19 protein-coding genes and 1 pseudogene are annotated in these 18,980 nt (G+C 69.4%); 12 read left to right on the top strand and 8 right to left on the bottom strand.

Annotated elements, in window-relative coordinates; genetic code table 11:
* Positions 1 to 4: 4 nt before the first annotated feature.
* The 3 genes from QFZ71_RS24530 (at position 5) to QFZ71_RS24520 (ending at position 2,248) form a co-directional block, all read left to right on the top strand.
* Complete coding sequence (locus QFZ71_RS24530; protein ID WP_307670323.1) at positions 5 to 457, top strand: hypothetical protein; 453 nt, start codon at positions 5 to 7, stop codon at positions 455 to 457.
* Between the two features lie 119 nt (positions 458 to 576).
* A complete protein-coding gene (locus tag QFZ71_RS24525) occupies positions 577 to 1,098 on the top strand; it encodes a regulator component (RefSeq protein ID WP_307670322.1) in 522 nt (173 codons plus the stop codon).
* Entirely contained in the window at positions 1,085 to 2,248 is a 1,164-nt protein-coding gene (locus tag QFZ71_RS24520) for an MAB_1171c family putative transporter (RefSeq protein WP_307670321.1), read from the top strand. The genes QFZ71_RS24525 and QFZ71_RS24520 overlap by 14 nt, the downstream gene beginning before the upstream one ends.
* A 52-nt stretch (positions 2,249 to 2,300) precedes the next feature.
* Here QFZ71_RS24520 and QFZ71_RS24515 read toward each other — a convergent pair whose 3' ends face one another.
* A complete protein-coding gene (locus QFZ71_RS24515) occupies positions 2,301 to 3,131 on the bottom strand; it encodes an SDR family NAD(P)-dependent oxidoreductase (protein ID WP_307670320.1) in 831 nt (276 codons plus the stop codon).
* A gap of 255 nt (positions 3,132 to 3,386) precedes the next feature.
* On the opposite strand from QFZ71_RS24515, the gene QFZ71_RS24510 reads away from it, so the two are divergent.
* The 5 genes from QFZ71_RS24510 (at position 3,387) to QFZ71_RS24490 (ending at position 7,470) form a co-directional block, all read left to right on the top strand.
* Positions 3,387 to 4,124, top strand: coding sequence for an ATP-binding cassette domain-containing protein (locus tag QFZ71_RS24510; protein ID WP_307670319.1), 738 nt, complete (start codon positions 3,387 to 3,389; stop codon positions 4,122 to 4,124).
* Positions 4,125 to 4,410: 286 nt separating this feature from the next.
* Positions 4,411 to 5,535, top strand: a complete 1,125-nt coding sequence (locus tag QFZ71_RS24505; protein ID WP_307670318.1) for a glycosyltransferase 87 family protein — start codon at positions 4,411 to 4,413, stop codon at positions 5,533 to 5,535.
* Positions 5,532 to 5,735 carry a hypothetical protein gene (locus QFZ71_RS24500; RefSeq protein WP_307670317.1) on the top strand — a complete coding sequence of 68 codons (204 nt, stop codon included), beginning with the start codon at positions 5,532 to 5,534 and terminating at the stop codon, positions 5,733 to 5,735. The genes QFZ71_RS24505 and QFZ71_RS24500 overlap by 4 nt, the downstream gene beginning before the upstream one ends.
* Before the next feature lie 60 nt (positions 5,736 to 5,795).
* Positions 5,796 to 6,263 (top strand): FkbM family methyltransferase, encoded by a 468-nt coding sequence (locus QFZ71_RS24495; RefSeq protein WP_373465150.1) that lies wholly within the window; start codon positions 5,796 to 5,798, stop codon positions 6,261 to 6,263.
* 37 nt (positions 6,264 to 6,300) lie between these two features.
* Positions 6,301 to 7,470, top strand: a complete 1,170-nt coding sequence (locus QFZ71_RS24490) for a glycosyltransferase family 4 protein (protein WP_307670316.1) — start codon at positions 6,301 to 6,303, stop codon at positions 7,468 to 7,470.
* Between the two features lie 28 nt (positions 7,471 to 7,498).
* Here QFZ71_RS24490 and QFZ71_RS24485 read toward each other — a convergent pair whose 3' ends face one another.
* Both QFZ71_RS24485 and QFZ71_RS24480 read right to left on the bottom strand, forming a co-directional pair.
* Entirely contained in the window at positions 7,499 to 8,167 is a 669-nt protein-coding gene (locus tag QFZ71_RS24485) for a response regulator transcription factor (RefSeq protein WP_307670315.1), read from the bottom strand.
* On the bottom strand, positions 8,155 to 9,432 hold the full coding sequence (locus QFZ71_RS24480) for a sensor histidine kinase (RefSeq protein WP_307670314.1): 1,278 nt from the start codon (positions 9,430 to 9,432) through the stop codon (positions 8,155 to 8,157). The genes QFZ71_RS24485 and QFZ71_RS24480 overlap by 13 nt, the downstream gene beginning before the upstream one ends.
* A 146-nt stretch (positions 9,433 to 9,578) precedes the next feature.
* On the opposite strand from QFZ71_RS24480, the gene QFZ71_RS24475 reads away from it, so the two are divergent.
* Both QFZ71_RS24475 and QFZ71_RS24470 read left to right on the top strand, forming a co-directional pair.
* Positions 9,579 to 10,325, top strand: a complete 747-nt coding sequence (locus tag QFZ71_RS24475; RefSeq protein WP_307670313.1) for an ABC transporter ATP-binding protein — start codon at positions 9,579 to 9,581, stop codon at positions 10,323 to 10,325.
* Positions 10,325 to 12,310 carry an FtsX-like permease family protein gene (locus tag QFZ71_RS24470; RefSeq protein ID WP_307670312.1) on the top strand — a complete coding sequence of 662 codons (1,986 nt, stop codon included), beginning with the start codon at positions 10,325 to 10,327 and terminating at the stop codon, positions 12,308 to 12,310. Before QFZ71_RS24475 ends, QFZ71_RS24470 begins: the two co-directional genes overlap by 1 nt.
* Positions 12,311 to 12,521: 211 nt before the next feature.
* Here the strand turns inward: QFZ71_RS24470 and QFZ71_RS24465 are convergent, their stop codons facing one another.
* The 4 genes from QFZ71_RS24465 to QFZ71_RS24450 all read right to left on the bottom strand — a co-directional run bounded on the left by QFZ71_RS24465 (position 12,522) and on the right by QFZ71_RS24450 (position 17,047).
* Entirely contained in the window at positions 12,522 to 13,112 is a 591-nt protein-coding gene (locus QFZ71_RS24465; protein WP_307670311.1) for an SUKH-4 family immunity protein, read from the bottom strand.
* 39 nt (positions 13,113 to 13,151) lie between these two features.
* The gene (locus QFZ71_RS24460; protein ID WP_307670310.1) at positions 13,152 to 14,387 is read right to left on the bottom strand and encodes an IS701 family transposase; all 1,236 of its coding nucleotides are present in this window, start codon (positions 14,385 to 14,387) and stop codon (positions 13,152 to 13,154) included.
* 176 nt (positions 14,388 to 14,563) lie between these two features.
* On the bottom strand, positions 14,564 to 15,319 hold the full coding sequence (locus QFZ71_RS24455; RefSeq protein WP_307670309.1) for a transposase family protein: 756 nt from the start codon (positions 15,317 to 15,319) through the stop codon (positions 14,564 to 14,566).
* Positions 15,320 to 16,238: 919 nt separating this feature from the next.
* Positions 16,239 to 17,047, bottom strand: a protein-coding gene (locus QFZ71_RS24450) for an IS5 family transposase (RefSeq protein ID WP_373465149.1) whose coding sequence is annotated in 2 segments (ribosomal slippage) — positions 16,239 to 16,699 and positions 16,699 to 17,047 — 810 coding nt in all. Because the reading frame shifts where the segments join, the coding sequence is not laid out codon by codon here.
* Positions 17,048 to 17,963: 916 nt separating this feature from the next.
* Here QFZ71_RS24450 and QFZ71_RS30520 point away from each other — a divergent pair.
* Positions 17,964 to 18,384, top strand: a pseudogene (locus QFZ71_RS30520) (IS110 family transposase); the annotation flags it as partial.
* Here the strand turns inward: QFZ71_RS30520 and QFZ71_RS30515 are convergent.
* Entirely contained in the window at positions 18,322 to 18,597 is a 276-nt protein-coding gene (locus QFZ71_RS30515) for a hypothetical protein (RefSeq protein WP_373465148.1), read from the bottom strand. The pseudogene QFZ71_RS30520 and the gene QFZ71_RS30515 sit on opposite strands and share 63 nt — an antisense overlap.
* On the opposite strand from QFZ71_RS30515, the gene QFZ71_RS30510 reads away from it, so the two are divergent.
* The gene (locus tag QFZ71_RS30510) at positions 18,596 to 18,967 is read left to right on the top strand and encodes a transposase (RefSeq protein WP_373465147.1); all 372 of its coding nucleotides are present in this window, start codon (positions 18,596 to 18,598) and stop codon (positions 18,965 to 18,967) included. The two genes, QFZ71_RS30515 and QFZ71_RS30510, sit on opposite strands and share 2 nt — an antisense overlap.
* Positions 18,968 to 18,980: the final 13 nt, after the last annotated feature.

The raw sequence follows: 18,980 nt of genomic DNA, 5'->3' as shown, positions 1-18,980 counted from the left end.
AGACTTGGTCAGTAGCAACAGCGGTGACACCGGCAAGGCGGACTCGTCACCCCTGGCTCGGCGGCTCGAAGACATCCTCAACGTGTACTACCGGGGCAACCGTCCTCCCTACAGCAAGATCTCCGAGGAGATCCGCAAGAGCACCGGGCGCCACTTCTCGGCCACTTACCTGTGGGAACTGGCAACCGGGCGAAAGCGGAACGTGACGCGGGACCACCTCCGGATCCTGGCAGAGCATTTCGGCGTCACCCCGGACTACTTCACCGACGAGGAGGTGTCCGAGAGGGTGAGGCGCCAGATGGAGTTCGCCGTCGCTCTGGCGAACAACAAGGTGCGCACGCTGGCCTTTCGGGCCGATGGGCTGTCAGAAGCCGGGCTCGACGCCCTGCTCGCCCTCGTGAACGCGATGTCCGATGACTCCGAGACCAGGGGACGTCCACACCGTCCTGACCAATAGGACCCATGCGAGAAGTCGGGGCAGCAACGACCAGTGAGACCACGAGGGGCGACGCCCGCTCACGCAGGCGCCCAAGCGCCTTTCATCGCTTCCGTCGCCCTGGACGGGGGTGACGGCAGATGAGAAAGACGAGTGAGTACGCCGAGTTGCAGCGCCGGTGTGCGGCAATCCTGCGCGATCTCGGAGTGCACCGGTCACTGTCGCTGGATGCGATCCGTGAGCGGGTGGAGGAGCTGAGAGGGCGTCCGCTCGTTCTCAGAGAACTCCCCGAGCAGACGGCGGTCGCCGGAGCCTGCGGACTCTGGCTGGGCACGGACGACGCCGATTATGTCTTCTACGAGGCCCGCACTGCGCCCCTTCACCGAGAGCACATCATCCTGCACGAGATCGGCCATGTGCTGTGCGACCACCATCGAGGTGTGACGGGAGACGGCGAGGAACTGACGGGCCGGCTTCTCAGCGACCTGAAGCCCCACCTTGTCAAGCGGTTGATGGCACGCACCAGTTATACGACAGCCGAGGAGCAGGAAGCAGAGATGATCGCCAGCCTGATACAGAGCGCCGGCACGAGCGGACGCGCGGCCGGACCGCTCGGACGGATCGGCGCGTTCCTCGGAGTGACGGTCGATGTCGACCGGTGAGCTGGCGTCCCATATCGGGGTCGGCAGCGTCTTTGCTCTGTGGTTCGCGCTGGTCTGCCGGGCCCGGCCCGCCCTGCGTCAGCCCCACCAACGGGGACTGTGGCTCACCGTGCTGGCCGCCACCATCGCGATCACTCTCTTCCAACCCAGTATCGTCGCGTGGCTCACCAACGCCGGCGTGGACGTCCACACGGTCGCTCTGATCCGCAACCTGGTCGGTGTGCTGAGCGCCGGACTGGTCCTCGTCTCCATGGTCGATACCGCCCGCGCTCGTCACCTTCGGCTTTCAGTAGCGGGCGCCCTGGCGGTGACCATCGGAACGCTGCTGATTCTCGACCTGCTGCAGATCGGCCGGCCGGGCAAGGAGACCGCGTCCTTGCAAGGGCCGGCCGATCCGGCGGTCGCCTACTGGCTCATCCTGATCGTCGCTCATCTGATCGGTGACTCCGTTGCTTTCGTGGTCTGCTGGGCGTTCAGTCTGCGTTCGTCGGACCGCGATCTCATCTGGTCGCTCCGGCTGTTCGCGGTGGGAAGCGTCTTCGCCGTCGCCTTCTGGTCCGGTTACCTCTGGCACCTCTACGGCGGTACCGCCGCCATGCTCCCCTACCTGTCACTGGTCATCGGCGTCCACGGCTTCATCCGGGCTGCGTCCCTGCTGGTCCCCACGGTGACAGCTCTCGTTCGGTCGTGGACCGCTCTACGGGTCACCTGGTGTCTGTGGCCGCTGTGGCGCGATCTCGTCGGGGCAGTGCCCCAAGTGGCGCTCGCGAGCCCGCAGCGGACCCGGTTCCGGGAGGTGCTGCTGCCGCGTTCGCCGCTGGCGCTGCAGGCGCACCGGCAGACCATCGAGACGTACGACGCGCTCCTCGATCTCCAGCAGTACGTCCGGCCCGGCGCATACGAGGAGGCGCACCGGCACGCCCGGCAGACAGGGGTACGGGACGACCGGCTCGCCACTGCCGCACTCGCCGGGGCGCTCGACCAGGCCCGGCGCGCCAAGCTCGCGGGCACCCCGCCGTCCGGCTCCGGCCCCCTGCCCGGCGTGGTGCACGGCAGTCCGGAGACACTGCTCGGGATCGCCCGGATGTGGCCGTCCATGGCGGACGCGCTGCCCATTCACGACCGGCCCGCTCCGGCCCGGCAGCCCTGATCCGCCGCGAGCGACGGGTCCGGAGCGGGCCGCCTCGGCCGGGCGGTGATGGTCATGGAGTGTCGGGGACCTCGCTGCCGCGTGGCGCGACGTGGAAGTCGAAGGCCAGCGTCCCGGGGTCCAGGGCCGTGGCCCCGCCATCGACAGTGAGAACGGCACCGTTCACGTACGACGCCGCCGGTGACAACAGCCAGGCGACTGCTTCCGCGATCTCACGCGGCTCACCCGGTCGCCCCAGTGGCAGCAGCCTGGTCACCTCCTCATAGGCGGCGCGGGCGCCGTCTCCTCCCAAGTCCGCCTCCTCAGCGAAGCGCGTCATGCGACGGTCGGCCATCTCGCTGCGCACCCAGCTCGGGCACACGATGTTGGCTCGTACTCCCTGACGCCCGTAGTCGACGGCGACGGAACGGCACAGCTGGAGCAGGGCCGCCTTGGACGTGGCGTACGGGACATTGCTCGTGCCGTTCCGCAGGGCGGAGACCGAAGCAACGGCGACCACCGCTCCGCTCGACTCCAGCAAGTGCGGGATCGCCGCGCGCAGGAGCAGCAGAGGGCCGGTGACATTGGTGCGCATCACCGCCTCCCAGTCGTCCAGCGACAGGTCGCCGACGGTACCGCCCCGGCCGATGCCCGCGTTGAGCACCACACCGTCGATCCGTCCGTGGGCAGCCAGCGCGGCTCGGACGAGGCCGTCGGCGGCCTCCGGATCACCGACGTCGGACGGATGCGCGAGTACGCCGGTCTCCCGTTCGAGGCGCCGCAACGGCTCGCTCCGCCGACCGGAGGCGACCACCTGGTGCCCCCCTTCGCGAAGCAGCCGGGCGGTGGCCTCTCCAATGCCTGAACCTCCACCGGTCACGATGACAACTCGCTCGTCGACCACTGCTTTCCTGGCTCCTTCCGGATCGCGTGACACGTTTGAGACTAGGCCCCGGGGAGTCTTCGCTGACAACTTCGAGCCAGGTCGGCCACCCGGGCTCCGCAGTTGGGCCACTGCGAGGGGCCATCACACCGCCGCCTCGGTGGCGGCAGTGGGAAAACCCGCCCCCGCACTCTCCTGTCAGGTCTACTGCCTCACCCTTGTCCCCCTGCTGCACCGGGTCGACCTGCTCCCGAACCTCGACGAGGACTGAGCCACATGCCCAAGTTCACCGATGTCCGCCTTCCCGTCGTCCAGTTGGTCAGGATTTCCGTCGACCACCACGGTGCCACCGACCACGGGCCTGCCCTCGACGAGGCCAGCGTCGGCTTCCCGGAGCGACTCCTGACCGCGGTCGTGGGGCCATCCGGCGCGGGCAAGAGCACCCTCCTGCGGTGCGCCTCGGGGGTGGAGCGACCAAGCCGGGGCAAGGTCTCCCGGGGCTCACGGGAACTGGACGCCATGAACGAGCGGGAACTCATGGAGCTGCGCGGGCGTTACGTTCCGCACCCGCCCGCGCTGCCTCCGGCGCTCACGACGTACGAGTACGTGGACCGGGGGGTGTGCGCCACCGACCGCACGGCCCGGCGGGCCGCCGTGCTGGAAGCGCTGCACCACGTGGGTCTGGAGAAGGAGGCCGACCGGAACCTCGCCGGTCTCTCAGCAGAGCAACGGATGCGGGTGGCCATGGCCGGGGCTCTGCCTGCTGGACCACGGGTCCTGTTCGTCGACGAACCGACGGACTCACGCGACGGAGCCGGTAGTCGGCGGATCACGGGTGTGCTGCGCACCTTGGTGGAGAAGGCCGGACGCACCGTCGTCGTGGCCATCCGCGACCCGGCAGTGGCCGCCCGTGCGGACCGCGCGATCTTCCTCGTCGGCGGCCGTTTCGTCGGCAAGATCGATCGGCCGACGGCCAAGGAAGTCGCCGCCGAACTCGTACGACGGCAGCCTTGACGGGAAACCCCGTCCGACCCGTGCGGAGTCCGGTACCCAGGAGTGTGCTTCGAGGCATCAGGCCCAGGATGGTGGGGAAAACCCGACCTCCAGGTCTCGACTTGGCTGTCATGACCTGGGACAACGCCCCCGATGCAATGGACGGGTGCTGAATCGAGGTGCTCAACTCCGTCCGTACACAGGCAAATTTATTCCCGCAGGCTGGCTCCTGGCCGCAGTGTGGGCCGTCGTCTTCCCGTTGATCACCGCGCCCGATCCGCACCGGTTATGGGGCGCGAGCGCGTGCGTGGGATACCTCTGCGCGGCGGTCGCCGCGCTGTCGGCGCACCCCTACGGCCGGGCCGTCTCGGTCGGGTGCGCCGTCAGCGGTGCCGTCGTCGTACCGCTCGCTCTGCTGCTCCTGACCGGCGCGGCCCAGAGCGAAGTCGGCGTGGTCGAGCGCTCCGGGATGCTGACACTGCATCAGGCGACTCCCTATCTGGCCGATCCCCGGTCGGTGGCCGAGGTCACCCCGTACCTACCGGGGATGGCGGTGTTCGGCTTTCCGCGTGCAGTGCTCGGCGACAGTGGCCCGTCGGCGGCGCTGCTGGGGGACGCCCGGCTCTGGTGCGCCGCGGCCTTCCTGGGCTGCCTCTGGGCGGCTCGCCGGGCGAGCCGCCTTCCGGCTGGCAGTTCGCCGACGTCCGGCGGGGGCGGGCTGAGCCGCCACGCCATCGGCGTGTTCGTCGCCTCACCGGTCGTCGCGCTCCCGCTCTGCGTCAGTGGTGTGGACCTCCCGTTGACCGGGCTGCTGTTCCTGGCCCTGGCGTACGCGGCACGCCACCGACCGGTGGCCGCCGGGCTGGCTCTCGCCGCCGCCTGCTCCCTGAAGTGGACGGCATGGCCGGCGATCGCGGTGGCCGTGTCGCTCCTGGCCTACCGGGGCGGCAGCCGGGAGGCCGTGCGCGGGGCGGCCGTTGCGGTGGGGGGGACCGTCCTGCTCATACTGCCGAGCGCGCTGCTGGCGCCCGGGCCCCTGGTGCAGCAGGTCTTCGCGTTCCCGACCGGGCGTGGGGCGTGGGAGACTCCGGCCGCCAGTCCGCTGCCGGGCCGACTGCTCGCCGACCTCGGCCCCGCCGGATGGTACGCGGCGTCCGGGCTGCTACTGGCGGGCGGGCTGGCGGTCGCCGCTTCCCTCCTGCTCCGCCCGCCGAGCGGTCTGGTGCCGGCAGCCGACCGGCTCGCCATCGGCCTGTGCGTGGCGTTTCTCCTCGCGCCGGCCGGCCGCTTTGGGTACCTCGCGCTCCCCGCCGCCCTGGCCGTGCTGGCCCGGCTGGTGGCCGGCACCCGCCGAGTGGAACCCGCGCGTAGTCACGTCGTCCGGGGCGCACGGCCCCCGCTCCCGGTTCCGGCGGCGTGGAGTGTCCGGTGAGGGCCCGTCGTACCGCGGCGGTGGCGGCCGCCCTGCGGTGGAGTGCCCATCGGTTCCCCTTCGTGGAGGACGAGGTGGCGGGCCTGCGGGCGTTCGTGCCGCCGGGCTCGGTGTGCGTGGACGCGGGCGCCGAATATGGGCTGTACACATGGGTGCTCGCCGCCCTGGCTGGGCCGTCCGGCCGGGTGTACAGCGTCTAGCCGCTGCCCGGCCCGTACCACTGGCTGCGGAACACCGCACGGCTGCTGGGCGCCCGAAACGTGACCGTGCACCGGGCGGCCCTCGGCGCATGGTGCGGGCGCGGAAGGCTCAGCGTGCCGGTACGGCGAGGGCTGCCCGTGCACGGACGGGCCTACCTCACCGACGGCGCGAATGGGCCGGGCCGCAATGCCGAGTTCCGTGACTGCCGCACCGTCGTGACCCCCGTCCGTACCCTCGACCAGCTGGCCCACGAGGTCGGCATGCGGCGGCTGGCGTTCGTCAAGGCCGACGTCGAGGGTGCCGAACTCGGGCTTCTCCAAGGCGGTTCGGCAACTCTGCGCAGGCACCGTCCCACACTGTTGCTGGAGATCGAGCGGCGTCACCTGGCCAAGTACGGAGCCGAACCGGCCGACGTGCTGCGGCATCTGCGGGGCATCGGCTACCAGGCCCACCGCCGAAGCCGCGGCCGCTGGGTCACCGTCACCCGCGTCACGGAGGACTGCCGCAACTACCTCTTCACCACCTGACACCCGATCACCCTCCGTCCCGAAGGCAGCGTCCACCATGGGTACCACTTTGATCGTCACCAACGACTTCCCGCCCCGTCAGGGCGGCATCGAGACCTTCGTCCACGCCATGGCGATCCGCGTCCCCGGACATGACGTGGTCGTCCACACGTCCAGCGAGCCCGGCGCCGCCGCGTTCGACGCCACGCTGCCGTTCCCGGTCGTCCGGGACCCGGCCCGCACGCTGCTGCCCACTCCGACGGTGACTCGGCGCACGCTGGAGATCGCCCGCCGGCACGGCTGCGACCGGGTCTGGTTCGGGGCCGCCGCCCCACTCGCGGCGATGGCCCCGGCGCTGCGGCGCGGCGGAATCCGGCGGATCGTCGCCACGACGCACGGTCACGAGATCTGGTGGGCGCGCACCCCGGGCGCCCGTCGGGTGATGCGGCGCATCGGCGACCACGTGGACGCCGTCACCTACCTCGGCGAGTACACCCGTCGCCGTATCGCGCCGGCGCTGGGACCGCGGGCCGAACTGGTGCGGCTGGTCCCGGGTGTGGACCCGGCGGCGTTCCTGCCTGAGCCGGACCGGGCCCGGCAGGTCAGGGAACGGCACGGTCTCACGGGCCGCAAGGTCGTCCTGTGCGTCTCGCGGCTGGTCCGGCGTAAGGGCCAGGACATGCTGATACGGGCACTGCCGTCCGTACGGCGGACCGTGCCGGAAGCCGTCCTGGTGATCGTGGGCGGCGGCCCCGACGAGGGCCGGTTGCGCAGGCTGGCGCGCCGTCACGCCGACGGCCACGTGGTCTTCACAGGCGGGTTGGACCACGCCTCGACTGCTCTCTACTACGCGGCGGCGGATGTCTTCGCCATGCCATGCCGGACCCGGAAGGCCGGACTGGAGGCGGAGGGCCTGGGCATCGTGTTCCTGGAGGCGGCCGCCGGCGGCCTGCCCGTGATCGCCGGCGACTCCGGCGGCGCGGTCGACGCGGTCGTCGACGGGGTGACGGGCCACGTCGTGGACGGCACGGACGCAGGAGCCGTGGCCCAGGCCGTGTCGGCGCTCCTGCGCGCCCCGGACAGGGCCGCCGTGATGGGCGAGGCCGGCCGCGACTGGGTGGCCTCCCACTGGTCCTGGGACACGTCGGCCCAGCGACTGACGCGGCTGCTCGGCACCGACGCCGATCTCGCGTCGGTCGTGTCCGGCCGGGGCGACGGAAAGAGCTGACGGCCTGCCCACGAACCGGGCGACCTGGTCAGGTTCGTAAGGCCTCGCCGCGGAGGTGGGCGAGGACGGCGAGGACACGCCGGTTGCCCTCAGCTGGATCGAGATCCAGCTTCATGAAGACGTTGCTGGAGTGCTTGACCACCGACGCCTCCGTGATGGTGAGCCGTTGGGCGATGGCCTGGTTGTTGAGTCCCTCCGCCATGAGGGACAGAACCTCCCGCTCACGGGGCGTCAGCCGCTGCAGCGGCTCCTCGGTGGTCCGCTGCTGAAGCAGCACGCGGACCACCTCTGGGTCGATCACTGTCTGCCCGTCGGCTACGCGGTTCAGCGCGTCCAGGAAGTCGGTGACCTCCCCCACTCGGTCCTTCAAGAGGTAGCCGAGGCCCCCTTCGGCCGACGAATCCCCGCTGAACAGCTGGGTCGCGTAGGCCGTGGCAACGTACTGGGACAGCACCAGAACCGGCAGGCCGGGGTGCCGGCCGCGCAGTTCGAGTGCCGCCTTCAGCCCTTCGTCGTGGAAGCCGGGCGGCATCCGCACATCGGTGATGACTACGTCGGGGCGGTCTGCGTCCACGGCACGCGCCAGTTCCGCCGCGTCCCCGGCCGAGGCTGTCACCTCGTGTCCGACCCGGGACAGCAACTCCACCAGACCGGCGCGCAACAGGACCGAATCCTCGGCAAGCACTACGCGGAGCACGGCACCTCCACCCGCAGTTGCGTGGGTCCGCCGACGGGACTGGTCACGACGAGTCTCCCTTTCAGCACGGCCACCCGGTCCGCCAATCCTTGCAGGCCGGCGCCGGCGACGGGGTCCGCGCCGCCATGGCCGTTGTCGGTAATGAGCAGCACGAGTTTGTCCTCTCGCTGGCGGCCGACGACAGTGACCCGGTCGGCGCCACTGTGTTTGGAGGCGTTCGTCAGCGCCTCGGTGACCGTGAAGTACGCCGTCGTCTCGACGGCCGAGGGCAACCGGTCCGGTAGGTCGACATCGACGGTCACCGGGATCGGGTTGCGCAAGGCCAGTTCGGACACGGCCGCCGACAACCCGTGATCCGTGAGGACCTGGGGGTGGATGCCACGCACCAGGGAGCGCAACTGCTCCAGGGCCTGACGGGCCTCGCCGCGGGCGCGGGCGACGAGCAGTGTGGCGCTTGAGTCTTGGCCGCGCAGCTCCAGTTCGGCCAGCCCGAGGGTCATGCTGAGCGCCACGAGCTGTTGTTGGGCACCATCGTGCAGGTCCCGTTCGATGCGCCGTCGCTCGGCCTCGAACGCGTCGATCAACCGAGCACGAGAGCGGGTGAGTTCGATGACCCGGCTGTTAAAGTCCTCGTCCCGCGCGGACAGCAGAGCCTGTGCGACCCACACCTGGGCGCTGGCGAGCAGTCCGCCCACGTACGCCGAGACGAGCAGCCCGAGCAGGCCGGCGGCGCTTCCCGGCAGGGCGGCGACGGGGTCGGAGACCGCCCGGCCGGGCACCAGCATCACGGTGTCGGGTGCGATCACCCACACGATGACCGGCGTTGCCGTTAGCAGGACCGACAGGCCGAGCAGGGCGGTGAAACCGATCCCGGTGGCGGTGAAAAGGACCCCCAGGGCGAGGGTGTAGCCCAGCTCCCGCCAGGTCGCCCGCTCACGGAGCCGGGTTCGCAACCAGGGCAGGGCGCCCGTACCGGGCAGGGAACCATGCGGGTCGAGGAGCGGTTCCGGTTCGACCAGTCGCAACCGGTGCCGTTCCAGGGCGGCGACGGGAATGCCCAGGACAGCGATCCCCATCAGCACGACCAGCCCGACGCCCACCGCTGACAGCCCGATCCCGACGAAAAGGAGGGTAACCAGGAGGAGCAGCACGCCGAAACCGACGACGGTCCCGCTCAGCAGAAACGCCCAGCACCGCAGTGGCCAGGCGGAGACTACGAAACGCAGGGGGCGCCTCCGCACGGCCTCCCATACGGTGACGGTCATGGTGCGTGTCCCTCCGGGGCCGTTCACGTGCGGTCCGCCGCCACTCTAACCGCCCGGCGGCCTCCCCCGCTGGTAGGGAAAACCCGCCCTCTGGGACTCCTTGCAGGCCCACTGCCCCGGGCAGTCCGCTCTGCTGGACTGGAAACATGTCACTGCTCACCGACACCCAACTCCCAGCTGTCCAACTGTCCGCCGTCTCCAAGAGCTACCCGGGGCCCGCGGGGCGCGTCCCGGTCCTGCGCGAGGTCAGCCTGGGCATTGCGCACCGGGCGCTGACCGCCGTGATGGGACCGTCCGGCTCCGGCAAGACGACGCTGCTGAACTGCACCGCCGGACTGGACAAACCCGACAGCGGCAAGATCCTGCTCGGGGACACCGACCTCGCTGCCTGCACCGAGCGGGAACTCACAGTGTTGCGCCGTAGCCGAATCGGCTTTGTATTCCAGCAGTTCAACCTGCTGCCGATGCTGAACGCGTATGAGAACGTGGCGCTGCCGCTGCGCCTGCGGCGGCGGTCGGTCAAGCGGGCCCGGGTCATGGAGGCGCTGCGCGAGGTGGGTCTGGCGGACAAGGCCGACCGGCGGCCCGCGCAGCTCTCCGGCGGACAGCAGCAGCGGGTGGCGATCGCCCGGACCCTGGTGGCCGAACCGGAGATCGTCTTCGCCGACGAACCGACTGGCTCCCTGGACCGGAGCAGCGGCCGGCAGGTCATGGACCTGCTGCGCGCCGTGGTGGACCGGGCGGGGCGCACGGTGGTCATGGTGACCCACGATCCTGCGGTGGCGGCGTGTGCGGACCGGGTGGTGTTCTTCTCGGACGGCAGGGTCGTCGGGCGGCTCGACCACCCGACGGCGGACGCCGTCGCCCGCCGACTGAGCGAGTGGGAGCGGTGATGTGGCGGATCTCGCTCCTCTCGGTGCGGCACTACTGGGCCCTGTTCGCCGGTACGTTCGTGGCGCTGAGCCTGGGCGTGGCACTCGTCGGGATGTCGGCCTCGGCGCTGGCGGCCACCTGGTCGGTACCCACGTCTCCGCAGGCCGGGAACGCCTCGGTGACCCTGACCGACGGGACAGGCACGGCACACACCCTGACCAGTGGTGACGTGGACCTGGGCGGGGTGCAGAGCGTGCTGGCGATGGCGGGCGTGGTGTCCGCGTTCGTCACGGTGTTCGTTGTCGCTGGCACCTGCGCGTTCGGAATCGCCCTGCGGCGCCGCGACATGGGGTTGCTGCGCCTGATAGGCACGGGCGGGGGGCAGGTGCGCCGGATGGTGCTCGGCGAGTCGCTGGCGGTGGCGGTGCCGGCTGTCCTCAGCGGATGCGCGGTCGCCGCCGTGGCCGCTCCCATCGCCGTGGGGGCGCTGAACGGCACGGGCCTGGCACCGGTTGATTTGCGACCGGGACCGTTGTTCGGGCCGCTCCTGTTCGCTGCGGGCAGCGGACTGTTCATGGCCGTCCTGGGAACGCTGGCCGCATCTCGCCGCGCCTCCCGGGTGCGCCCGTCGGAGGCGCTGCGCGAGGCGGACCTGGACGCCAGGACCATGACGGCGGGGCGCTGGGTGACGGGCTTGCTGACGCTGGCGACCGGTGTGGTGATGGTGGCGCTGGCACCCGGCGCCGGGGCCGAGGCGGCGACTCCGCTGGCGCTGTTCGGCACGATGGCGCTGGCCGTGGCCGCCACGCTGCTGGGCCCGGTGTATCTCCCGCCACTTCTGCGGCTGATGGCGCTGCCCCTCCGCTGGGCCGATCCGGTGGCCGGGCGGCTGGCCGCGGAGTCGGTGCGCACGTCGCGGCGCCGCACGGCGTCCCTTGTGGGGCCGGTTCTGGCGATCCTCGCCGTAGTCGGTGCGTTCACGACGGTGCTGTCTACCACCGGAGCGGCGACCGAGGCGGACGACCGGGCGCGCACGGTCGCGCAACTCGTTGTGGAGCCGACTCGGGGCGACGCTCTGAGCGCGGACGTCTTCAAGGCGCTGCGGGCCGACCCGAGGGTGGCGGCCGTCTCGGCGCCCGCCGAGCTGGAGGTGGCCGTGGCCGGACCACACTCGGTGTGGAAGGAACAGGCGGCGGTCGCGGACCCGGCAACTCTGGCCCTTACGCACCGGATCTCCGTGGTGGACGGATCGCTCGCCCCGCTGCGACCGGGCACGGTCGCCGTGTCACGGGAGTTCGCCGACTGGTACGGGCACCGCGCGGGATCGGAGGTGACCTACGGGGTCTTCGGCGGCCGGCCGGTCCAGGCCCGGGTCGCGGCGGTACTGGAAGGCGGGTCGGCCGTGCCGCCGGTGCTCCTGCCGAGCGGCGCGGCGGGCGCGGCGGCGGCCCCGTCGCGCGCTTCCGTACTACTCAACGGGAAGGCCCTGGACTCACCGGGGGCGGTGGCCGCCGAACTGACCGCGCGGGTGGGCGCCGAGCGGGTACGGGTGGTGCCGTCCGGCGAGTGGTTCGGCGAAAGGGCGACCGACCAGGACCGGCTTAACAAGCTGGTACTAGGGGTGCTGACGGTGCCCTCGTCGCTGTACGCGCTGATCGCCGTAGCGGGCACGCTGGTGATGTCGTACAGCAGGCGCGGGGGCGAGATCGCGGGCATGCGGATGCTCGGCATCAGCGTGGCGCAGGTGCGACGCATGGCGCTGTGGGAGGCGCTGTCCACCTCCGTTCTGGGCGTACTGGTCGCGGCTGGCGTGGTCGCCGTGGGAGCACGGGCCTACCAGGGAGCACTGGAGGTGTTCGGCGGTGAAGCCCCTCTGAGCGTGGAATGGGGAATGCTGGCGACACTCACGGCGGCGTGCGTGCTGGTGGGCGTGGTGGTGAGTCTGGCGGCAACAGGACGTTTGCTGCGGCAAGCCGGTGTGAAGATGGTCGCTTCCCGTCAGTAGCGGTGTTGGACCGTGGCCACGGGTGTTCGGCGTAGCGTCGCCGACCGCGCCCCCCTATGCTGATGCCCCCACACAATTTCCATTGCTTCGCCCCTGGGCGGCTGCGTGCCCGGCGGCCAGTCGGCACGATCCTAGTACTCCAGCTGTAGATCGTGACCTGTGTGACTTGGGGTGCCTTGTGTTGCCTCTGCGGAGCAGTCCAGTTGACCGATCACCAGTACCACAGTTCAAGTATCTCGGGCCAGATCAGATGTGACGACGGCCCATCGAAGGCGGCCGGGTCGATCTCCTTGACCTCGGCGGCGACCCGGTGAAAGTAGGCCAGAGCCGCTCCTTCTTCCTGTTCCTCCAACTCGTCGCCTATGTCGAGGATGTTGGATTGGGTCAGGTTCAACCCGTAGTGGTGTAGGCACTTGAGCCACAGTTCGACGCTGGAGTTGGCGAACCACGGCTCACCGCCAGGCAGGACGTAGTACACGGTGCCGGTTCTCGGCTCGACTCCGAATGCCCACAGGAGGCCAGGAACCAGGTTGCGGTGATGGTTCGCAGTCAGTTGGTAGAGCCGTCGACCGTCATTCGTGGCGAGCTGAGGTGCGGCCTCGGGTTGCAGGGCAGGGTATTCGATCAGCTGATGAGCTACGGGAACTCCGACATCCGCCAGGATCGCCTTTTGATCATCCGCGATCAGCCAAGGTGCCAGGGCGCCTGGGTCGGCTCGTCCGACGTTCTCGGCTCCCGCCCAGCTGACGAGCTCGTCATACGTCAGCACTGAGGCATCCTCCACGTCGATCAGCGGGGCCATCGAATCCGCAGAGATCCTAGCGGCTGTAGATCGTCGTCCTCATGCCTGCGCTGCTTGGCGCCTGTAGTGGATGGCCCGGGATCGGGCCTGGTGGTGACGTCGCCAGTCGGACCAGTCGAGCCGATGGGAGGCGTCGTGGACGGGGCGGACGACGAGAGTGATGAACAGACGCTGGATCTCGTTGCAGCTCAGCGATATGAGGTTGTTCGGTGCCGGCTGGCGGGCGTGCTCATCGGCTCGCAGGACGGCGAGGAAGGCGTGGGCAAGCATGGCGAGGGTGACCCAGCGGGACCAGGACGCGTAGCGGCGGACCTGGTGCTCGTCCAGGGCGGCCAGTCCCTTTCCGGACTGGAAGAACTCCTCCACCCGCCACCTCGATCCAGCCACTCGCACCAGCTCGGCCAGCGGCACTGGTTCGGGCGCGTAACAGCGGTAGTAGGCGAGTTCGCCGCTGCTGCGGTTGCGGCGGATCAGCAGCTGACGGCTTCCGGGCCGGGGGTCGGCGAGGTCGATGGCGGCCCAGTCGTAGAAACGGTAGCCCTTCGCTCCGGCTCCGGCGGACAGCTTCTGCCAGGCCCTCTTGGGGATCTTCCTGGCCAGGGTGTCTGCGCGGAGTTTGCCGGCCCCAGTAACGGCTTCATGCGAGCGGGCCACCGCGAGGACATAGCCAGCGCCGCGTTCCTCCAGCACCGTGCGTAGCTTCGGGTTACCGCCGTAGACCTCATCTCCCGCAACCCACGCGGCCTGGTAGCCGGCGTCCAGGAACCGGGCGACCATGCGTGCAGCCAGGTCCGGTTTGGTGGCGAAAGCGGTCTCCTCGCTGAGCCCTGCGGCGCGGCAGCGGTCGGGGTCAGCGGTCCAGGAGCGCGGGACGTACAACTCCCGGTCCACCGCGGCATGCCCGCGCACACCGGCGTAGACCAGGTAGACAGCTACCTGGGCATTCTCGATCCTCCCAGCAGTGCCCGTGTACTGACGCTGCACGCCGACCGTGCCGGTGCCCTTCTTGACGTCGCCCGTCTCGTCGACCACCAGCACCGCCCGCTCGTCGTGCAGGTGCTCCACCACGTAGTCGCGCAAGTCGTCACGTACCGCGTCCGCGTCCCACTTGGCCCGGCTGAGCAGATGCTGCATGCCGTCGGGAGTGGACTCCCCTGCCCACTCGACGATCGTCCAGCAGTTCTTGCGCGGCAGGTCCGACAGCAGCCCGAGCACCAACCGGCAGGCCCGCCGACGGGGTTCGACCCGTGCGAATCGGCCAGCGATCCGCCCCATGGCCACTTCGAACGCCTCCCGCCAACGGCCGGGATCTATGTTGTGACCTGCGGCCACCGTCTCTTCGTAAGTCCACACAACTCGCGATGATCAACGGTGGCCGCACCCGTCTCCGCGTCGGCCCGAACAGCAAGATCACGATCTACAGCTGGAGTACTAGTGAGGATTTTCCAACCTCACGCTGTCGCGTGGTGAAGGACGAGGACGGCCTTCACCACGTCGGTGATCCGGTTCGTGCTGCAGCGGAGCTTCCGTAGCAGTCGCCAGCCCTTCAGGGCGGCCATGGCCTGCTCGCCGCGGCAGCGGATCTTGGCGTGCGTGCTGTTGTGCCGGCGCTGCCACCGCTTGAGGCGACGGCCGCGGAAGGGCACCCGGACCGGGCAGCCGGCACCTTGGTATGCCTTGTCCGCCCAGCACTTGAGTTCAGCAGCGGCGAGAGCTTCGACGATCCCGTGAGTGCGGGCCGCAGTCAGGTCGTGGGTGGAGCCGGGCAGCGCGGGCGAAGCCCACAGCAGGCGGCCGAACGGGTCGGTGAGAACCTGGACGTTCATGCCGTGACGTTTGTGTTTGCCGGAGTAGTACGGGGTGTCGGCGGCGATTCGGTCGATCGGCAGCAGGGTGCCGTCGAGGATCACAAAGGCCGGGCGGCTCGCGGTCCGCATGACCTGGGCCAGGCTGGGAGCGAGCGTGGCCAGGACTTCTATCGCCTCGCGGACATAGCGGTAGACCGTCGCGACCCCGATGCCGAACCCGGCGGCAAGCTGGGCGTAGGTGTCACCGCAGCGCAGATGCGCCAGAACCAGGAGGGCCTGGCGGCCCGGCGTGATGCGCCGCCACCGGGTGCCGATCTCACGACGACGCGCAGCCAGGTGCCCGGCGAGGTGGCGCAGATGGCCACTGGACAGATCGATCGCCGATGGGTAGACAAGCACGCGAAGCTCCTGGTCGGCACGGGTGATCTTGGTCGTGAACCCGTCTACCAGGAGCTTCACCGCTTCGCATATCCCGCCAACCACCGGCGCACACCGTCAGGTTGGAAAGGGCTCATGGTGCGCTTCGGGACACAGGCCGAGCACACCCCGCCGCACCGCATCAGAGCAGTCCGAGAAAACCGCACTTCAGCACCTTCCTTGTCGGCGGGCTCCAAAATCTCCACGCACCCCACGTGCGCCCATCGGGAAGATATTCGAATGCGACCGGTGAAGAAACCAGCAGGTCAAAGGCCATTTCCGAGGCGCCGGGAGGGCTTGAGCCCAACAAGCCGATTGACCCGCGCCATCTGACCCAGGACGACCGCATCATGCTCCGTCAGAATCAGCGTCGAACGAGCGTCAAGACATTTCCCTAAACCGCCCCTCACGAAGTTGAGGCAGAGCGCTCTCGACTCGCGCCCCGCTGCGAAGCCGCAGGTGAGACATATGGCGGGAGCTTGCATCATGCTCCACGCGGTGGACTGAGGGAAACAGGTCGGGCACACCTCGACGTACCTGAGCAGCCCAAGAAAACCACAGGTCAGGCGCCCTTTGCCACCGGCTCAAGGATCGCCACGCACTCCACATGATGCGTCATCGAAAAGATGTCGACCTGAGCACGTGATGAAAAAGCCCAGGTCAGAGGCCGTTTCTCAGCTCGTCGTCCTGTCCTTGGGTACCCGGAGCGTCAAACGAGCGTCACGGCTGACAGCCGCGAACGAGTGGCCAACGCCAGCTCACCCAGCGGGTCCGTCCCCGCCAGCACCGGACGCGGGGGGCACACGTCAAGCGCCGCACCATCTGGCCGACCGCTATCAAACGCCATGCCCGCCAGCCGACGACACCCCGCACCCGAGCGGAAGCCCTTTTAGAAGTCATCTCATTTGGTGAGTCGTCGGTAGCAGATGAGGGTGCAGACGATGCTGGTGAAGGCGAGGAAGTGGTCGGCCTTGCGTTCGTAGCGTCGGTGGAGGCGGCGGCAGCCGGCGAGCCAGGCCATGGTCCGTTCCACGGTCCAGCGATGGCGGCCCAGCCGTTGCGAGGACTCGACTCCCTTGCGGGCGATGCGGTGGGTGATGCCGCGCTTGCGTAACCATCGCCGCAGGTGGGCGTAGTCGTAGCTCTTGTCGGCGTGGAGTTTGCCGGGCTTGCGCCGTCGTCGGCCGCGGCGCGAGCGGATCGGCGGGATGCCCTTCACGAGCGGGATGAGGGCCTGGCTGTCGTGCAGGTTGGCCCCGGAAATGCCGACGGATATGGGCAGACCCGACCGTTCCGTGATCAGGTGGATCTTCGAGCCGTACTTGCCCCGGTCGACAGGATTCGGGCCTGTCAGGTCCTCCTTTTCAGGGCCCGCATGTTCACCGAGTCGATCGCGCACCGCGACCAGTCCAGCTCGCCGCGGGCGCCGAGTTCGTCGAGGACCAGGCGGTGGAGCTTGGCCCACACCCTGGCCTTCGACCACTCCGAGAACCGCCGGTGGGCGGTCGCTCCGGAAGGGCCGAACGAGGCCGACGGCAGCTGCTGCCAGGTACAACCCGACGTGGCCACGAAGACGATCGCGGCCAGCACTTCCCGGTCACCGTGCCGACGCCGGCCTCCCCCCTGCGGCCGCGACGGCGCCACCGGCACGACTCGCTGGAACAGCTCCCACATCTCGTCCGGCACCAGCCGTTCAACGATCCCCACCATGACTCACAGAATACCGAGTCACCCAAATGAGATGACTTCTTAGAGCAGGGGCACCCAGATCTCGCGCTGTACCGGCAGAAGCCCATCACGCCGGCCTCCGGCTGGGCGAGAATGACGGCATGGCATGGGTCATCGTGGAGAACAGCTACCTGTGGGTGGCGGTCAGGCGGGCCGAGCCCTTCAGCGCCTTGCCGTCGACGGCAATCCCTCGGCGCGGTACGACCCTGTCCCCGGCAGCCTCATGCCGCCAGTCGGGGTCCGCCGGCAAGACGTCGACCGCCCGGTCGAGGGCGTCACCAGCGGCAGTTGCCAGCACCCGACCAATCGTGGTCCGCAAGGGGCACTGCGCCGCTGGAGAGGATGGGCAGGTACCGACGGCCGTCGACACGGTGCCCACGGGCCACTCCAGGCAATCCATCAACATTCGTCGCCCCGGACATGGCCGCGCAGACACATACAGACGGGATCGCCCTCAGCGTGCACCAGCGGCCCGGCCACGCGCGTCGAGTTCAAGGTCCACGAAGGCCCATAGCTCAGCCTTGGAACTCCTAACGGAATGACCTCGCTGGGTTTGCCGGGGAGCGCAGTTGGTACTGTCCGCGGAGCGGCTGGACGTCGACAGCATTTGAAGCAGTCAAGCACGGCGATCGCACCACCCGCCGTGCTCTTCCGCAGGTTGGAAAAGGCTCCATACGCTTTTCTGCGGGATGTGGTGAGCCCTTCGTATGGTTGACCCGCCCAGGGGTGCCGGGTGTGGTTCAAAAGGCTCTGCCGCTCGTGGCTCTCAGTGATTGGCCACCCGGCGCCCCACGACGGCTCGGCTGCCAATTAGGAATTGCGAATGATCGCCGAGTAGGGAATCGACAGCGAGGTCGTCCGTGGCAGGCACCGGCCCCACACCGCACGGAGGCATCACATGACCATGATCTGGGCCGGCATCGACGCAGGGAAAACCCATCATCACTGCGTCGCGATCAACGAGGACGGCCGCCGGCTGCTGTCCCGGCGCGTCGCCAACGACGAGCCCGATCTCCTCGAGCTCCTCACCGACGTCTTGCCCCTGGGCGATACGGTGGCCTGGGGGATCGACCTGGCCGACGGCGGCGCCGCGCTGGCCATCGCCGTCCTCGTCAACCACGCCCAGCCGGTGCACTACATCCTCCGGCCGGGCCATCCACCGCGCCTCCGAGAGCTACCGCGGCGAGGGCAAGACCGACGCCAGGGACGCCGCCGTCATCGCCGACCAGGTCCGCATCCGCCGCGACCTGCACCCCTTACATGTCGGCGACGAAACCGTCACGGACCTCAAGGTCCTCACAGGGCGTCGCGCGGACCTGGTCGCCGACCGCACTCGCACCATCAACCGTGTCCGCGCCCAACTGAGCGGCATCTTCCCCGGTCTGGAGCGGGCCCTGGACCTCACCAACACTGGTCCGTTCGCGCTGCTGACCGGCTACCAGACCCCGGCCGCCCTGCGCGGTCGACAAAGCGATCGAGGCCCGGTTTCGCGACCACCGCGACTTCGCAGTGATCACCAGCATGCCGGGCATGGGCATCATCCTCGGCGCCGAGTTCCTAGCCGCCACCGGCGGAGACATGACCGCCTTCGGCACCGCAGACCGACTCGCCGGCTTCGGCGGTGTCGCTCCCGTCCCCCGCGACTCCGGCAAGATCAGCGGCAACCTTCGCCGGCCACGCCGCTACAACCGCAGACTCCAACGCGTCTTCTACATCTCCGCGGTGTTCAGCATCCGCCACTGCGACGACTCTCGCCGGTTTTACGAACGCAAGCGCGCCGAAGGCAAAAGCCACATCCAGGCCGCCCTCGCACTCGCCCGCCGCCGAGTCAACGTCCTCTGGACCCTCCTCCGCGACGAACGTACCTACGAACCCCTAGCGCCCACACCTCTCGCGGCTTGACAGACCGCATTAG

Source organism: Streptomyces sp. V2I9, from assembly GCF_030817475.1.
In the GTDB taxonomy this organism is placed as follows: Bacteria; Actinomycetota; Actinomycetes; order Streptomycetales; family Streptomycetaceae; genus Streptomyces.
The sequence above is the reverse complement of the archived record's forward strand: the minus strand, read 5'-3'. Positions and strand labels throughout refer to the sequence as shown.

Excerpts from the sequence above, each read along its gene's own strand:
- QFZ71_RS24475 (WP_307670313.1), top strand. The coding sequence starts at position 9,579 with ATGTCACTGCTCACCGACACCCAACTCCCAGCTGTCCAACTGTCCGCC.
- QFZ71_RS24480 (WP_307670314.1), bottom strand. The coding sequence starts at position 9,432 with ATGACCGTCACCGTATGGGAGGCCGTGCGGAGGCGCCCCCTGCGTTTC.
- QFZ71_RS24460 (WP_307670310.1), bottom strand. The coding sequence starts at position 14,387 with ATGGGGCGGATCGCTGGCCGATTCGCACGGGTCGAACCCCGTCGGCGG.
- QFZ71_RS24520 (WP_307670321.1), top strand. The coding sequence starts at position 1,085 with ATGTCGACCGGTGAGCTGGCGTCCCATATCGGGGTCGGCAGCGTCTTT.
- QFZ71_RS24525 (WP_307670322.1), top strand. The coding sequence starts at position 577 with ATGAGAAAGACGAGTGAGTACGCCGAGTTGCAGCGCCGGTGTGCGGCA.
- QFZ71_RS30515 (WP_373465148.1), bottom strand. The coding sequence starts at position 18,597 with ATGCCCGGCATGCTGGTGATCACTGCGAAGTCGCGGTGGTCGCGAAAC.
- QFZ71_RS24510 (WP_307670319.1), top strand. The coding sequence starts at position 3,387 with ATGCCCAAGTTCACCGATGTCCGCCTTCCCGTCGTCCAGTTGGTCAGG.
- QFZ71_RS24465 (WP_307670311.1), bottom strand. The coding sequence starts at position 13,112 with ATGGCCCCGCTGATCGACGTGGAGGATGCCTCAGTGCTGACGTATGAC.
- QFZ71_RS24470 (WP_307670312.1), top strand. The coding sequence starts at position 10,325 with ATGTGGCGGATCTCGCTCCTCTCGGTGCGGCACTACTGGGCCCTGTTC.
- QFZ71_RS24490 (WP_307670316.1), top strand. The coding sequence starts at position 6,301 with ATGGGTACCACTTTGATCGTCACCAACGACTTCCCGCCCCGTCAGGGC.
- QFZ71_RS30510 (WP_373465147.1), top strand. The coding sequence starts at position 18,596 with ATGGGCATCATCCTCGGCGCCGAGTTCCTAGCCGCCACCGGCGGAGAC.